The sequence below is a fragment of the uncultured Acidovorax sp. genome (assembly GCF_964021665.1).
Lineage (GTDB): Bacteria > Pseudomonadota > Gammaproteobacteria > Burkholderiales > Burkholderiaceae_C > Acidovorax > Acidovorax temperans.
This window is the reverse complement of the sequence record NZ_CAXIAK010000034.1, coordinates 1-13,975: the sequence shown is the minus strand read 5'-3', so window position 1 is coordinate 13,975 and position 13,975 is coordinate 1. Positions and strand designations below refer to the sequence as shown.

At 60.3% G+C, this 13,975-nt stretch carries 15 protein-coding genes and 2 tRNA genes; 13 read left to right on the top strand and 4 right to left on the bottom strand.

The features are described 5' to 3' along the window. Positions 1-30 precede the first annotated feature (30 nt). The 12 genes from iscU (at position 31) to AADJ04_RS09325 (ending at position 7,925) form a co-directional block, all read left to right on the top strand. Positions 31-426 carry a Fe-S cluster assembly scaffold IscU gene (iscU, locus tag AADJ04_RS09380; RefSeq protein ID WP_044395246.1) on the top strand — a complete coding sequence of 132 codons (396 nt, stop codon included), beginning with the start codon at positions 31-33 and terminating at the stop codon, positions 424-426. 4 nt (positions 427-430) lie between these two features. Continuing rightward, positions 431-754, top strand: coding sequence for an iron-sulfur cluster assembly protein IscA (iscA, locus tag AADJ04_RS09375; RefSeq protein WP_066691893.1), 324 nt, complete (start codon positions 431-433; stop codon positions 752-754). 103 nt (positions 755-857) lie between these two features. Next, positions 858-1,376, top strand: a complete 519-nt coding sequence (gene hscB / locus AADJ04_RS09370; protein ID WP_341239450.1) for a Fe-S protein assembly co-chaperone HscB — start codon at positions 858-860, stop codon at positions 1,374-1,376. Between the two features lie 65 nt (positions 1,377-1,441). Next, on the top strand, positions 1,442-3,304 hold the full coding sequence (gene hscA, locus AADJ04_RS09365) for a Fe-S protein assembly chaperone HscA (RefSeq protein ID WP_341239449.1): 1,863 nt from the start codon (positions 1,442-1,444) through the stop codon (positions 3,302-3,304). Between the two features lie 23 nt (positions 3,305-3,327). Next, positions 3,328-3,666, top strand: a complete 339-nt coding sequence (gene fdx, locus AADJ04_RS09360; protein WP_066691884.1) for an ISC system 2Fe-2S type ferredoxin — start codon at positions 3,328-3,330, stop codon at positions 3,664-3,666. Next, positions 3,666-4,382: a DNA polymerase III subunit epsilon gene (dnaQ, locus tag AADJ04_RS09355; RefSeq protein ID WP_066691882.1), complete on the top strand. Its 717-nt coding sequence runs from the start codon at positions 3,666-3,668 to the stop codon at positions 4,380-4,382. Before fdx ends, dnaQ begins: the two co-directional genes overlap by 1 nt. 31 nt (positions 4,383-4,413) lie before the next feature. Continuing rightward, positions 4,414-4,488: transfer RNA gene (locus AADJ04_RS09350), tRNA-Val, on the top strand. Positions 4,489-4,535: 47 nt separating this feature from the next. Further along, positions 4,536-4,610: transfer RNA gene (locus tag AADJ04_RS09345), tRNA-Val, on the top strand. A gap of 199 nt (positions 4,611-4,809) precedes the next feature. Continuing rightward, positions 4,810-5,850, top strand: a complete 1,041-nt coding sequence (locus AADJ04_RS09340; RefSeq protein WP_142084289.1) for a histone deacetylase family protein — start codon at positions 4,810-4,812, stop codon at positions 5,848-5,850. 45 nt (positions 5,851-5,895) lie between these two features. Beyond that, positions 5,896-7,002: an NAD(P)/FAD-dependent oxidoreductase gene (locus AADJ04_RS09335; protein WP_341239448.1), complete on the top strand. Its 1,107-nt coding sequence runs from the start codon at positions 5,896-5,898 to the stop codon at positions 7,000-7,002. Between the two features lie 186 nt (positions 7,003-7,188). Next, complete coding sequence (locus AADJ04_RS09330) at positions 7,189-7,491, top strand: DUF883 domain-containing protein (RefSeq protein WP_067512465.1); 303 nt, start codon at positions 7,189-7,191, stop codon at positions 7,489-7,491. A 38-nt stretch (positions 7,492-7,529) separates the two neighbouring features. Then, positions 7,530-7,925: a phage holin family protein gene (locus AADJ04_RS09325; RefSeq protein ID WP_066693003.1), complete on the top strand. Its 396-nt coding sequence runs from the start codon at positions 7,530-7,532 to the stop codon at positions 7,923-7,925. Positions 7,926-8,352: 427 nt separating this feature from the next. Here the strand turns inward: AADJ04_RS09325 and AADJ04_RS09320 are convergent, their stop codons facing one another. Beyond that, positions 8,353-9,444: a quinone-dependent dihydroorotate dehydrogenase gene (locus tag AADJ04_RS09320; protein ID WP_341239447.1), complete on the bottom strand. Its 1,092-nt coding sequence runs from the start codon at positions 9,442-9,444 to the stop codon at positions 8,353-8,355. A 37-nt stretch (positions 9,445-9,481) separates the two neighbouring features. Here AADJ04_RS09320 and rpiA point away from each other — a divergent pair, with 37 nt between their 5' ends. After that, positions 9,482-10,171 carry a ribose-5-phosphate isomerase RpiA gene (gene rpiA, locus AADJ04_RS09315; RefSeq protein WP_341239446.1) on the top strand — a complete coding sequence of 230 codons (690 nt, stop codon included), beginning with the start codon at positions 9,482-9,484 and terminating at the stop codon, positions 10,169-10,171. Positions 10,172-10,248: 77 nt separating this feature from the next. Here the strand turns inward: rpiA and AADJ04_RS09310 are convergent, their stop codons facing one another. The 3 genes from AADJ04_RS09310 to folD form a co-directional block, all read right to left on the bottom strand. Then, a complete protein-coding gene (locus AADJ04_RS09310; RefSeq protein WP_341239445.1) occupies positions 10,249-10,908 on the bottom strand; it encodes a DUF4124 domain-containing protein in 660 nt (219 codons plus the stop codon). Between the two features lie 42 nt (positions 10,909-10,950). After that, the gene (locus AADJ04_RS09305) at positions 10,951-12,984 is read right to left on the bottom strand and encodes a M3 family metallopeptidase (protein ID WP_341239444.1); all 2,034 of its coding nucleotides are present in this window, start codon (positions 12,982-12,984) and stop codon (positions 10,951-10,953) included. A gap of 69 nt (positions 12,985-13,053) precedes the next feature. Beyond that, positions 13,054-13,905 carry a bifunctional methylenetetrahydrofolate dehydrogenase/methenyltetrahydrofolate cyclohydrolase FolD gene (gene folD, locus AADJ04_RS09300; RefSeq protein ID WP_341239443.1) on the bottom strand — a complete coding sequence of 284 codons (852 nt, stop codon included), beginning with the start codon at positions 13,903-13,905 and terminating at the stop codon, positions 13,054-13,056. Positions 13,906-13,975 lie beyond the last annotated feature (70 nt).

Genomic DNA, 13,975 nt, shown 5'->3' with positions numbered 1-13,975 from the left:
GCGCCCCGAAACGACCTAAGAGGACTTGCCATGGCTTATTCTGAAAAAGTGGTTGACCATTACGAGAACCCCCGTAACGTGGGTTCTTTCGACAAGGGTGATGAGTCGGTGGGCACCGGCATGGTGGGTGCGCCTGCCTGCGGTGACGTGATGAAGCTGCAGATCAAGGTGAACCCCCAGACGGGCGTGATTGAAGACGCGCGCTTCAAGACCTACGGCTGCGGCTCTGCCATTGCTTCTTCGTCGCTGGTGACGGAGTGGGTGAAGGGCAAGACCCTGGACGAAGCAGCGGCCCTGAAGAACAGCGTGATCGCTGAAGAGTTGGCGCTGCCGCCCGTGAAGATCCACTGCTCCATCCTCGCGGAAGATGCCATCAAGGCAGCCGTGAACGATTACAAAGCCAAGCACGCTACCCCTGCAGCCTGAAGCAATGGCCATTACCCTCACAGAAGCGGCGGCACGCCATGTCAGCAGGTACCTTGCCCGCCGCGGCAAGGGCCTGGGTGTGCGCCTAGGAGTCAAGACCACTGGCTGCTCGGGCTTGGCCTACAAGCTGGAGTACGTGGACGAATCGGAGCCTGAGGACGTGGTCTTTGAGAACCACGGCGTCAAGGTGTTGATCGACCCCAAGAGCTTGGCCTACATCGACGGGACAGAGTTGGATTTTGTGCGTGAAGGCCTCAACGAAGGCTTCAAGTTCAACAACCCCAACGAGCGCGACCGCTGCGGCTGTGGAGAGAGCTTCCGCGTTTGACACACAGGCCTTCCGGCTTGGCTGTCCCCCATGAAACCGCCAGCGCACTGCGTGTTGGCGGTTTTTTCTTGAGCACGACTGATCTTTCTGCGAGCACTGCAGCATGAACCTGCAATCCAATGACTTTGAACTCTTTGGTGTACCTGAGCGCTTTGCTCAAGACCGGGCGACCCTGGATGCCCGCTGGAAAGAACTCCAGAAAGAAGCCCACCCCGACAAATTTGCGGCGCAAGGTGTCGCAGCCCAGCGGGTGGCGATGCAGTGGTCAGTGCGCATCAACGAGGCGTACCAGCGCTTGAAAGATCCGCTGCGGCGCGCAGCCTACCTGTGCGAGCTCCATGGGGCGTCTATCCAGGCCCACGACAACACCGCCATGCCCCCTGCGTTTCTGATGCAGCAAATGGAATGGCGCGAAGCCCTGGAAGATGCCTCAACCTCGGCTGCTGTGGATGCCCTGGAAGATGAAGTCATGCAGGCACGCAAAGCAGGTTTGGCGCGGTGTGAAGCGCTGATCGACCAACAAGGCGATTACCCGGCGGCCGCGCAGCAAGTGAGAGCCCTCATGTTCATTGCGCGATTTGCCGACGACATCGATCGCCGACGCGAGCAACTGGGACAATAGCAGCTGTTACCTTATCGACCTTTGGCCAACGCGCCAGGGTCACTCACGTAGAACACAAGAATTCCATGGCGCTTTTGCAGATCTCCGAGCCCGGACAGTCCCCCGACCCCCATCAGCGCCGCATTGCGGTGGGTATTGATCTGGGAACCACGCACTCCCTGGTGGCAGCCGTTCGCAACGGCGTGGCTGAATGCCTGCCCGACAGCGAAGGACGCGTGCTACTCCCCTCCGTAGTGCGTTATCTGGGGCAAGGTGGGCGCCAGATTGGCTACCAGGCTGTTGCCGCCCAGGCCAGTGATGCGGGCAACACGATTGCGTCGGTCAAGCGCTTCATGGGCCGCGGTTTGCAAGATGTGGCACAAGCTGGACAATTGCCCTACGAATTTGTGCAGCCAGCAGAAGGCGGCATGGTCAGCATTTCCACGGCCGACGGCGTAAAAACCCCCGTAGAGGTCAGCGCCGAGATCCTGGCAACGCTGCGCTACCGGGCCGAAGACACCTTCAACGATGATTTGTACGGCGCTGTCATCACGGTGCCTGCTTACTTCGACGATGCCCAGCGCCAGGCGACCAAGGATGCAGCCAAGCTGGCAGGCATCAATCTGCTGCGCCTTATCAACGAACCCACTGCCGCTGCCATTGCCTACGGGCTGGACAATGCCAGCGAGGGTGTGTACGCGGTGTATGACCTGGGCGGCGGTACCTTCGATATTTCGATCCTGCGCCTGACGCAGGGTGTGTTCGAGGTGATTGCCACGGGTGGCGATTCTGCCTTGGGGGGCGACGACTATGACGCAGCGTTGGCCGACTGGGTGGTGGCCCAAACTGGCTGCACGGTCCAGAGCCCTGCAGACAAAGCAGCCATTCGGCTGGCAGCGCGCGCTTGCAAGGAAGCCTTGACTGCTACAGAAAAAGTAGCGTTTAGCGCTGATCTGTCGGGCGGTAACGTGCAATTTGATGTGAATCGCGCAGATTTCGATGCGGCCACTGCAGCTCTTACCGCGCGCTCCATGGCAGCCGTGCGCAGAGCACTGCGTGACGCCCAGCTTGAACGTGAAGAAGTGAAGGGCGTGGTGATGGTGGGCGGCTCGACCCGCATGCCTCAGGTGCAACGTGCTGTGGCCGAATTTTTCGGCCGCGAGCCACTGACCAACCTGAACCCTGACGAGGTCGTGGCGCTCGGCGCAGCCATCCAGGCCAACCAGCTCGCAGGAAACAACACCGCAGGCGACTTGCTGTTGCTGGACGTGATCCCGCTGTCGCTGGGCATTGAAACCATGGGTGGCCTGGTGGAACGGATCGTGGCACGCAATGAAACCATCCCCACGGCCAAGGCACAGGACTTCACCACCTACAAAGATGGGCAAACCGCCCTTGCCATCCATGTGGTGCAAGGTGAGCGCGATCTGGTGCAAGACTGCCGTAGCCTGGCACGCTTCGAACTGCGGGGCATTCCGCCCATGGCTGCCGGTGCCGCCCGCATTCGGGTGACGTTCACGGTGGATGCGGATGGCCTTTTGTCCGTCAGTGCGAAAGAGCAGGGCAGTGGTGTGGAAGCGCGCATTGATGTGAAGCCCTCGTATGGCCTGTCGGATGAGCAAATCGCGCGCATGCTGCAAGACGGCTTTGCCACCGCTGCGCAAGACATGCGCGCCCGCGCCGTGGTGGAAGCCCGGGTAGACGCGGACCGCATGCTGATGGCCACCCAAAGTGCACTGGATGCCGATGGCGATCTGCTCACAGCGCAGGAGCGTGCTGGCATCGACGCGCTGATGCAGGCCCTGCGCGATCAGCTCCAAGCGGAGGATGCAGCAGTCATCGAAGCGGCGACCGAAGCGTTGGCCAAAGGCACCGAGCCTTTTGCTGCACAACGGATGAACCGTGGCATTCAGCAGGCACTGGCCGGCAAGAATGTCCAATCCCTCTAATTTCAAGCACTGAACCAGACGTCATGCCCGTCATCAAAATTCTTCCCCATCCAGAATACTGCCCAGCAGGTACCGAAATCACGGCCCCCGCAGGTACATCCATTTGCGAGGCTTTGCTGGACAACCAGATCAACATTGAGCACGCCTGCGATATGAGTTGCGCCTGCACCACCTGCCATGTGATCGTGCGCGAGGGGCTGGCTTCTTTGAACGCAGCGGAAGAAGAGGAAGAAGACCTGCTGGATCGCGCGTGGGGTCTGGAGCCGCAGTCGCGCCTGTCGTGCCAGGCCATCCTGGCCCAGAAAGACCTGGTCATCGAGATTCCCAAGTACACGATCAACCACGCCAAGGAAAACCACTGATGTCCCGCCAGATTGTTCTGGACACGGAAACCACCGGCCTTTCGGCCGAGGGTGGTGACCGCATCATCGAATTGGGATGCGTGGAGCTGCTCAACCGCAAGCTCACGGGCAACAACCTGCACCTGTACTTCAACCCAGGGCGCGACAGCCATGAAGATGCGCTCAAGGTTCACGGCATCAGCAACGAGTTCCTGAAGGACAAGCCGAAGTTCGCCGATGTGGCCCCCCAAATCTTGGACTATTTGCAGGGCGCCGAGATCATCATCCACAACGCGGCGTTCGACGTGGGCTTCCTCAACAAGGAACTGGAGTTGACCGGGCGGGCGCCCTTCAGCACCTATGTGGCCAGCATCACGGACACCCTGGCCATGGCCAAGGAGATGTATCCGGGCAAGCGCAACTCCCTGGATGCACTGTGTGACCGCCTTGGCGTCGACAACTCGGGCCGCACGCTGCACGGAGCCTTGCTGGACGCAGAACTGTTGGCCGACGTCTACATCAACCTGACCCGCGGCCAGGATGCGTTGCTCATCGTGGACGACGCGCAGGAAGGCGCGGAGGGCGGAGCCTCGGCACAAGTCGACCTGAGCCGTTTCACGCTGCAGGTCATCACGGCCAATGAGCAGGAATTGGCCGCGCATGAAGACGTCATGACGCAGATCGATAAATCCAGCGGTGGCAAAACAATTTGGCGAAAATTGTCGGCGACCGTTTAATTTGTGCCATAATCTAAGGCTTGACGCAAACGGGTGATTAGCTCAGCGGTAGAGCACTGCCTTCACACGGCAGGGGTCACATGTTCGATCCATGTATCACCCACCATTTGCAGTTTTGATTGATGTGTTGCCCAAATCTTGGGGCAGCGCAACGGGTGATTAGCTCAGCGGTAGAGCACTGCCTTCACACGGCAGGGGTCACATGTTCGATCCATGTATCACCCACCAAATTCAAAAGCGCCTTGCAGCATTGCAAGGCGCTTTTTTCTTTGTGTCTTCACAGAGACACGTTGGCGTGCTCGGGACAGGGGCAGGTTGCAGGCACAATGATCAAGCGCCTGTCTCAACAAATGTTCGCTTTCGTTTTGCACCAGATGCACGCCTGCTCAGAAGGGCTACTGGGTGCCAATCGCGGCGGAGCCACCACATGATCAGCTTTCATAACCCACTACATCACCTGCACGCTCCGGCACACGAGTTTTTTCGTGGCAATCGCGTGGACTGCTTTGAGAAACCCGCGCGCGCCGATTACGTGGAGCAGGCACTGCGCCAGGCGGGCTACAAGCTGCTGGCCCCCGACACAGATGCCACAGGAGCGCTAAAAAAGGTACATAGTCAGCGCTACCTCGACTTTTTGGCATCCGCCTGGGTGCAGTGGGTGGCGCTGGACCCGGTCAACGCCACCACGCAACCATTCCCATCGGTCTGGCCCGTGCGCACATTGCGCAGTGATGTGGAACCCACCAACTTCATTGCCAAGCTGGGCCTCTACTCGATGGACAACGGAACGCCCTTGGCCCAAGGTACCTGGGAAGCAGCCAAAGCGGGCGCAGATGCCGCAGCCAGTGCCGCCATGCGCATAGCCGCAGGCGCGCCCGCAGCATTTTGCTGCACCCGACCACCGGGCCACCATGCCGGCCCTGATTTCATGGGCGGCTACTGCTTTCTGAACAACGCAGCGGTGGCCGTCCAGACTTTGTTAGACCAAGGAGCCAAACGGGTGGTTGTGCTCGACGTGGACTACCACCACGGTAACGGCACGCAGAGCATCTTCTACCAGCGCGCAGATGTGCTTTTCATCAGCATCCATGGCGACCCGCTGACCGAATACCCTTTTTATCTGGGGCATGCGGACGAACAGGGCGAGGGCGCCGGGTTGGGTTTCAACCTGAACCTGCCGCTGCCCGCAGGCAGCTCCGTCGCGAAGTGGTTTGCGGCCCTAGATGCGGCCTGCATTCGCATTTCTCAATATGCTCCCGATGCCTTGGTGGTGTCGTTGGGGCTGGACACCTATGTGGGTGATCCCATCTCGCAATTTGCGCTGACCACGGAAGACTTCTCAACCCTGGGCCGCAGATTGGCAGGCCTGGGCCTGCCGACAGCCCTGGTGCTGGAAGGCGGGTATGCAGCCACCGAGCTGGGTGCCAACGCCCTCCAGGTTATTCACGGCTTTGAAGCGGGTCGGTGAGACCGCAGCCACAAACAGCAGAACCCACAGAAAAGGTGAGGAACGATGGATCAAGTGGAATGTGTGGTGGTCGGGGCGGGTGTAGTGGGTTTGGCTATCGCGCGAAAACTTGCTTTGCAAGGGCTCGAAGTGATGGTGCTGGAAGCTGCAGATGCCATCGGCACAGGTACCAGTTCCCGCAACAGCGAAGTCATCCATGCGGGCCTTTATTACCCCACCGGCTCGCTCAAGGCGCGCTTGTGCGTTGCAGGCCGTCAGCAGCTTTATGCCTATGCCCAGGAGCGTGGCGTGGAGCACCGGCGGTGCGGCAAGTTGCTGGTGGCTACTTCAGATGAGCAGCGCGAAGGCCTCCGAAGCATTTACGACCGTGCGCTCAGCAATGGTGTCACGGACTTGCAATGGCTGGATCGAGCCCAGGCGCAGGTCATGGAACCCGCGCTGGAATGCGTCGCTGCCTTGTTTTCGCCCAGCACCGGCATCATCGACAGCCACGGGCTGATGTTGTCGCTGCAGGGGGACCTGGAGAACGCGGGGGGGCTTGTTGCATTGAATTCGGCCTTGGCGCACGCCAGTATTGCGCAAGGCGCTATTGATTTAGTAGCGATTGATGGTACCCGTTTGAGAACCCGCTTGCTCATCAATGCGGCGGGGCTGCACGCCCCTCAACTTGCGCGGCAATTTGCCGGCTTGGATCCGGTTCATGTGCCCGAGCCACGGTTTGCCAAAGGCAACTACTTCACCCTCTCTGGCAAGGCCCCCTTCAGCCATTTGGTTTACCCTGTGCCCGAGGCGGCGGGCTTGGGCGTGCATCTGACGCTGGACTTGGGCGGGCAGGCCAAATTTGGGCCAGATGTGCAGTGGGTGGACTCCGCAGATGACCTGGTAGTCGATCCTCGCCGGGGCGATGCGTTTTACGCCGAAGTGCGCAAATATTGGCCTGCGCTGCCCGACGGTGCATTGGTCCCCGGCTATGCGGGCATCAGGCCCAAAATTCATGGCCCCGGAGAGCCTGCGCCTGATTTCTGTATCCAGGGCCCTCAAGACCATGGCATCGCGGGCCTGGTGAACCTCTTCGGCATCGAATCCCCTGGCTTGACCAGTTCACTGGCAATTGCTGACCATGTTGCAGAGTTACTCGGCCAGGGTGGGTGATCAACTCCCTGCAAAGTTTGTAACCCTACGCGACGATGTCCTACAGGCTGGCAGGGTGTAGCGGCGCTAAGATGCTTTCACACGGACACTTCCAATGGTTACCTCATTGATGTCAGCATCCAATGCGGACACCGTTGGTGCTTTGCAGGTTTAGGTCTCAACTTGTCTTTTTAAAAAGGAAATGCCATGAACACATCTGAACACTTCACCACTCAAGGCGAACTGGAGAAACTGGTGTCTGACTTGCGCGGCTTGCTGGCCAACAAAGACCTGGACGTCGTTCCCGAGATCAAGCTGCTGCGTCAACGCCTGGACGACGGCATCCACTCCGCCCGTGAATCCGCCATTCGTGCAGCGCAAGACGCCGCTCGCCAAGCCAAGGACGCAGCGATTGCTGCCGACCGCTACGCCCATGACGAACCTTGGCGCGTGGCCGGTGCCGCCTTGGCCGTTGGCGCCCTCGTGGGCTTTTTGCTGGCCCGCCGTTAAAGCGCGGTGGCTTCCACTCCTCCGATCTACAGCATGCTATGAATTGGCTGGCTTTGTTAGGGCTGGATGTGATCGTCGCCCGTTGGCGTGTGGCGGCGATCGAAGGCGCCATCGCGGTGGAAGACCGCATGGAGCTGGCCAAGCTGGAGTGGCAAGACCAGAAACGCTACATCCGGCGCGTATTGGCGCTGGCCATGGCGGTGGCTGGATTGACCGTGGTGAGCATGGTGATGGTCTCCATGGCCGTGCTCGTCCAGTTTTGGGACACCCCGTACCGCAGCGTTGCGGGCTGGGTGGTGGCCGGGGTTTGGTTGGCCGCTTGGCTTGGCCTGCTCGTCGCGCTACTGCGCAGCGTACAGCGGGCGGAAGACGGATTTCCTTTAACGCGCCGCGAGCTTGCGCAGGACTGGCGTGACATCAAGGATATGCTATGAGTGACCCAACCCCTTCTATGCATCCAGAGGAGCCTCAGGGGCCTGCCACGCCTGCACAGCAAAAGATTCTCCATCGGATCGCTGCGCAGCGGGAACGAATTCAGGCCCGCCGCAAGGCCTATGCGCAAGCCAACAGCGGTGCGGAGGTCGGTGCTGCTGGAATTGGCGACGATTCACTCGTACTGCGCTGCGTGGCATTTGCCAAGCAGCATCCAGCGGCAGTGGTCGCTTTGGCAGGCGCTGCAATGGCACTTGGCCCCAGCCGCCTCGTGCGCTGGGCCAGCGTCGCGCTGCCTTGGATATTGCGCTTTCGCCGCTGATCACGCCAGAACAGGGCGCCCGCTGCAAGTGAGGCCAGGCCAGTGTTGCGGCCAGCAATTCGCATGCAGCCGGGTCTTTCCACAGACCCACCACTGCACTGCTAACTTCAGCGTTTAATCCGTGAAGCCTTGATGGCCTTGGCGGCCTGCTCTACCAGTGCAGGGCCTTCATAAATCAGCCCGGTGTAGATCTGCACCACGTCGGCACCCGCCTCGATTTTGCTAACGGCATCTTTGGCACTCATGATGCCGCCGACACCCACAATCGGAAAGTCACGGCCCAGCGCTGCTCTGAGCTGACGAATCACACGGTTGCTGGCCTCCAGCACCGGCGCTCCGCTGAGACCACCCGTTTCTGCGGAGTGGGGCATGCCTTGCACGGCATCGCGCGCGATGGTGGTGTTGGTGGCGATCACTCCGTCCATGCCATGGCGTTGCAGGGTGCTGGCAATCACCCCGACCTGTACCTCGTCCAGATCGGGAGCAATCTTCACAAAAATAGGGACCCTGCGTTTGGTGCGTCCAGCGCTACCTGCGTGTGGCAACTCCTGGTTCGCCAGCCACTCACGCCGCTCGGCAATGGCTCCCAACAAAGCATCCAGTGCTTCGTCGCTTTGCAGAGCCCGCAGGTTTTGCGTGTTGGGCGAGCTGATATTGACGGTCACGTAATCGGCATGCGGGTATACGCCATCCAGGCACGCAAGATAGTCGCTGGTGGCATTTTCGATGGGCGTGCTGGCGTTTTTGCCAATGTTCAGCCCCAGCAACATGGGTGTTGCGCAATGCTGCTTGCGGAACTGAGCCCGCTGCACGTTGTGGATGAATGCATCAAGGCCCTCATTGTTGAACCCCAGGCGGTTGATCAGTGCACGGGCCTCGGGCAGTCTGAACATGCGCGGCTTGGGGTTGCCTGGCTGGGGCTTGGGGGTGACGGTACCCACCTCGACAAAGCCAAAGCCCATGGCGCCCAAGGCGTCGATGCACCTGGCATTTTTATCCAGCCCGGCAGCCATTCCCACCCGATTCGGAAAACGCAAACCGGCCAGTTCCACAGGGTCGTCCACACGCGTTTGGCACCAGGCCCACTGCAACGGGGTTCGTTGCCCCTTGGCCAGCATGTCCATGGTCAGGTCATGCGCGGCCTCCGGGTCCATGCCAAACAGAAAGGAGCGGGTGAGGGAGTAGGGGATGAGAGACATGGAACGATAATTGAAGAATTACCTTCGATTTTCTCCCATGACGACACCTTCCTCACTCACCCAAGACGAACTCAAGACCCTGGTAGGCCAAGCCGCGTTGCAATACGTGGTGCCCGGCGACATCGTGGGCGTGGGCACGGGCTCCACCGTCAACAAGTTCATTGATGCTTTAGCCAGCATCAAGTCGACCATCAAGGGGGCTGTCTCCAGCTCCGTGGCCAGCACCGAGCGTCTTCAGGCTCTGGGTATTCCGGTGTTTGATGCGAACGAAGTGCAGTCTCTGTCGGTGTACATCGACGGTGCGGACGAAATCGACGGCGACGGCAACATGATCAAGGGCGGTGGTGCCGCCTTGACCCGTGAAAAAATCGTGGCTGCCCTGGCGCAGCGGTTTGTTTGTATCGCAGACGAATCCAAGCGCGTGGAAGTACTGGGCAAGTTTCCGTTGCCAGTGGAAGTCATCCCCATGGCCACACAGCACATTGCCCGCCGCTTTGAAGCCCTGGGCGGAGTGGCCAAGGTGCGGCTGAAAGATGGCAAGCCCCTCGTGACCGACAACGGCCAGCACATCCTGGATGTCACGGGCCTCTCCATTCAAAACCCGCTGGAATTTGAATCGCAAGTGAACCAGTGGCCTGGCGTGGTGACTGTGGGCGTTTTTGCCCACCAGAAGGCGGCCGTGTGCTTGCTGGGCACGGCCCAAGGCGTGGAAACCTTGACTTATTGATCTGCGCCGATCAACAGTCAGCTGCAAAAAAAGGGGCGCCCGAAAGCACCCCTTTTTTGTTTACAACCTGAGTGTTATCAGAACTTGATTCCCGCAGGGTTGTTCGGGTTGGGGGCATTCGGATCGGGTGCGGCCACAGGGGGGCGGGCCAATCGACGCACAGTTTCGGTCGCAGCAGGAGCCGTATCAGCCGCTGCCGCAGCAGGCGCTGGCTTGGGTGGTGTCAGCGGAGTTGCTGCAGGACGGCGGTAGTTGCTGGGCAACTGCGAAGTCTTTGGGTAACCCGCTGCGTCAAGGTAGGAGTTCCATTCCGAATCCGAATAGCCCGAAAGCTGCTGCCCGCCAATGGTGGCGAAAGGCAAGCTCGAATCGCTGCCCAGCTTTGTCAGGGCTTGCAGGTCTTCCGACGTGTTGATCGTGCGTTCAGAGAAAGGCACACCCCGGGCTTCCAGCATGCGCCGTGCCGTATCGCAGGGTGCGCAGTTCTGGCCGGTGTACAAAGTGACCGGAAAACGCGCTGCCACTTTGCCCAGTTCAAAAGGCAGACCTGCGCCCGCAGCAGAGGAGCTACCGGGCGTACCTGCTGTCGTTTGCGCCGGACTGGCGGCCGTATCGGGGGCCCGGTCAGAGAACGTCACCTTCCCGTCAGGGCCAACGATGCGGTAGACGGTTTGCGCATGGGCCCCCATCGACAGCAATGCAAGCATCAGGGACAAAGACAAAACTTTGGGCAGCATATGGTTTCTCCTCAAGAAGGGCTGTATCCCAGGAATGGGGGCTTACTGGCTCATTCCCTGGTGGCGCAGCAGCGCGTCCAGTTGCGGCTCACGCCCACGGAATGCCTTGAATGACTCCATGGCCGGGCGGCTACCGCCGGCTTCCAGAATTGCCTTGCGATAGCGGCGACCTGTTTCAATGCTGGGCTGGCCGTCAGCCCCCACCGTTTCTTCAAAGGCTGCGTAGGCATCGGCACTCAAGACCTCGGCCCACTTGTAGCTGTAATAGCCCGCCGCGTAGCCGCCCGCAAAAATATGGCTGAAGGTGTGGGGTGTGCGGCTGAAGGCCGGGGGCTGCAAGACGGCCACTTCATCGCGCACCTTGGCCAGCAAAGGCATCACGTCATTGGCTGGGTCGTGCTCGGTGTGCAGAAGCATGTCAAACAGGGCAAATTCAATCTGGCGCAGTGTCTGCATGCCTGCCTGGAAATTCTTGGCGGCAATCATCTTGTCAAACAACGCGCGGGGCAACGACTCTCCGGTCTCGACGTGAGCCGTCATGTGCTTGAGCACATCCCACTCCCAGCAGAAGTTCTCCATGAACTGGCTGGGCAGCTCCACTGCATCCCATTCCACACCGCCAATGCCCGACACGTCGCGCTCGTTGACCTGCGTGAGCATGTGGTGCAGGCCGTGGCCAAACTCATGGAACAGGGTGATGACGTCGTCGTGCGTCAGCAGCGCAGGTTTGCCATCCACGCCATCGGCAAAGTTGCAGACCAGATGGGCTACGGGGGTTTGCAGCTTGCCGGTATCCGGGCGCAACCAGCGGGTGCGCACGTCATCCATCCAGGCGCCGCCGCGCTTGCCGGTACGGGCGGGCTGGTCCAGGTAGAACTGGCCTACCAGTTCACCGTTACGTTCAATGCGGTAAAACTCCACCGAGGGATGCCACACGGGTGCGCTGTCACGGCGAATTGCTACCTCGAACAACGTTTCGATGATCTTGAACAGCCCCGCCAGCACTTTGGGGGCTGTGAAGTACTGCTTGACCTCTTGCTCGCTGAAGGCGTAGCGTGCTTCCTTGAGCTTTTCAGCAATGTAGGGCCAATCCCAGGCTTCAGGCGCTGCAAGACCGAGCTCCGCGCGGGCAAATTCGCGCATGTCAGCCACGTCTTTTTCAGCGTAAGGGCGAGCACGGTGGGCCAAGTCACGCAAGAAGTGAATGACTTCGGCGGGCGACTTCGCCATCTTCGGCACCACAGACACCTCGCCAAAATTGGCGTAGCCCAGCAGCTGCGCTTCTTCCTTGCGCAGTGCCAGGATTTCGTTGATCAGCGCGGTGTTGTCAAACTTGCGGGCATCGCCCTCGGCTTGTTCGGAAGCGCGTGTCACGAAAGCGCGGTACAGCTTTTCACGCAGATCCGCACGTTGGGCGAATTGCATGACCGGCAGGTAGCAAGGCATCTTCAGCGTGAGCTTGTAGCCATCCTTGCCCTCGGCCTTGGCAGCGGCCAGCGCTGCCTGCTGCACATCGGCCGGTACGCCTTCCAGTTCTTCGGCAGTGGCGTAGTAGGCAAAGGCATCCGTCGCATCCAGGGCGTTTTCGCTGAACTTCTGGCTCAACTCTGCCTGGCGCTCCTGGATTTGCGCGAAGCGCTCTTTGGCGGGGCCAGTCAGTTCAGCGCCGCTCAACACAAAATTGCGAATGGCGTTGTGGTGAGCACGCTGCTGCTCGGCGTTGAGCGTGGCGGGGTCAATGGCCTTGTACTTGGCGTACAGGCGCTCATCCGCACCCAGGCGTGTCCAAAACTCGGTGACCTGTGGCAGTGCCGCGTTGTAGGCCGCACGCAGCTCCGGCGTATCGGCCACGCTGTTGAGGTGGCTCACGCTGCCCCAGGCAATGCCCAATTGCTCGGTGGCAACATCCAGCACCTTGGCAATGGCGTTCCATTCGGCCGGAAAGTCCGGCGCGGTCACGGTTTCAAGCGCTGCGTTCGCTTTTTCCAGCAGCGCATCGACGGCGGGGCCGACGTCGGCAGGCTGGATGCGATCAAACGCGGGCAGGGCGGAGAAGTCGAGAAGGGCGTTGCTCATGCGGATGTAGATAGCGGCGCAGCGCGCAGGTTCAAGTTGCAATACAGCCGAAAAGGCTTTCTGCCCGAATTAACCGGCAGCGCGCTCTGCGGCTTCCATGGTGTTGACCAGCAGCATGGTGATGGTCATGGGGCCCACACCACCGGGCACAGGGGTGATGTGGCCGGCCACGGCCTTCACGCCTTCAAAGTCCACATCACCGCAGAGCTTGCCTTCGTCGTTGCGGTTCATGCCCACGTCCAGCACCACGGCGCCGGGCTTGACCATGTCGGCAGTCAGCACGTTGCGCTTGCCCACGGCGACGACGATCACATCAGCCTGCAGGGTCTGGGCCTTGAGGTCAGCCGTGCGCGAGTGGCAAATGGTGACGGTGGCGTCTTTTTGCAGCAGCATCAAGGCCATGGGCTTGCCCACGATATTGCTGCGGCCAATCACCACCGCGTGCTTGCCCTTGAGGTCGTAGCCAATGCTCTCCAGCATCTTCATGCAGCCGTAGGGCGTGCAGGGCCAGAAGCCAGGCATGCCGGTCATCAGTGCGCCTGCGCTGGCAATGTGGAACCCGTCCACGTCCTTGGCGGGGGAGATGGCTTCGATCACCTTTTGTGCATCAATGTGGGCAGGCAACGGCAATTGCACCAGGATGCCGTGGATGCTGGGGTCGTTGTTCAACGCCTCTACACGCGCCAGCAGCTCTGCCTCGGTCATGCTGGCATCGTGCTTTTCCAGCACAGAGTACAAACCACTGTCTTCGCAGGCCTTGACCTTGTTGCGCACGTACACCTGGCTGGCCGGGTTGTCGCCGACCAGGATCACTGCCAAACCGGGGGTCACGCCCCTGGCTTTGAGGGCAGCGGCACGTTCGGCCACTTGGGTGCGCAGTTGGCGGGAGAGGGCGTTGCCGTCGATGAGTTGAGCAGTCATTCTGTTTTACAAATAAAAACAGGCTCTTCTAGCGAATAGTAGTGATGGAAATCGCCGCACGTCTGTAAAC

What these genes read in the sequence shown, in the direction of transcription:
- iscU (WP_044395246.1), top strand. Translation starts at nt 31, where the DNA reads ATGGCTTATTCTGAAAAAGTGGTTGACCATTACGAGAACCCCCGTAAC.
- iscA (WP_066691893.1), top strand. Translation starts at nt 431, where the DNA reads ATGGCCATTACCCTCACAGAAGCGGCGGCACGCCATGTCAGCAGGTAC.
- hscB (WP_341239450.1), top strand. Translation starts at nt 858, where the DNA reads ATGAACCTGCAATCCAATGACTTTGAACTCTTTGGTGTACCTGAGCGC.
- hscA (WP_341239449.1), top strand. Translation starts at nt 1,442, where the DNA reads ATGGCGCTTTTGCAGATCTCCGAGCCCGGACAGTCCCCCGACCCCCAT.
- fdx (WP_066691884.1), top strand. Translation starts at nt 3,328, where the DNA reads ATGCCCGTCATCAAAATTCTTCCCCATCCAGAATACTGCCCAGCAGGT.
- dnaQ (WP_066691882.1), top strand. Translation starts at nt 3,666, where the DNA reads ATGTCCCGCCAGATTGTTCTGGACACGGAAACCACCGGCCTTTCGGCC.
- AADJ04_RS09340 (WP_142084289.1), top strand. Translation starts at nt 4,810, where the DNA reads ATGATCAGCTTTCATAACCCACTACATCACCTGCACGCTCCGGCACAC.
- AADJ04_RS09335 (WP_341239448.1), top strand. Translation starts at nt 5,896, where the DNA reads ATGGATCAAGTGGAATGTGTGGTGGTCGGGGCGGGTGTAGTGGGTTTG.
- AADJ04_RS09330 (WP_067512465.1), top strand. Translation starts at nt 7,189, where the DNA reads ATGAACACATCTGAACACTTCACCACTCAAGGCGAACTGGAGAAACTG.
- AADJ04_RS09325 (WP_066693003.1), top strand. Translation starts at nt 7,530, where the DNA reads ATGAATTGGCTGGCTTTGTTAGGGCTGGATGTGATCGTCGCCCGTTGG.
- AADJ04_RS09320 (WP_341239447.1), bottom strand. Translation starts at nt 9,444, where the DNA reads ATGTCTCTCATCCCCTACTCCCTCACCCGCTCCTTTCTGTTTGGCATG.
- rpiA (WP_341239446.1), top strand. Translation starts at nt 9,482, where the DNA reads ATGACGACACCTTCCTCACTCACCCAAGACGAACTCAAGACCCTGGTA.
- AADJ04_RS09310 (WP_341239445.1), bottom strand. Translation starts at nt 10,908, where the DNA reads ATGCTGCCCAAAGTTTTGTCTTTGTCCCTGATGCTTGCATTGCTGTCG.
- AADJ04_RS09305 (WP_341239444.1), bottom strand. Translation starts at nt 12,984, where the DNA reads ATGAGCAACGCCCTTCTCGACTTCTCCGCCCTGCCCGCGTTTGATCGC.
- folD (WP_341239443.1), bottom strand. Translation starts at nt 13,905, where the DNA reads ATGACTGCTCAACTCATCGACGGCAACGCCCTCTCCCGCCAACTGCGC.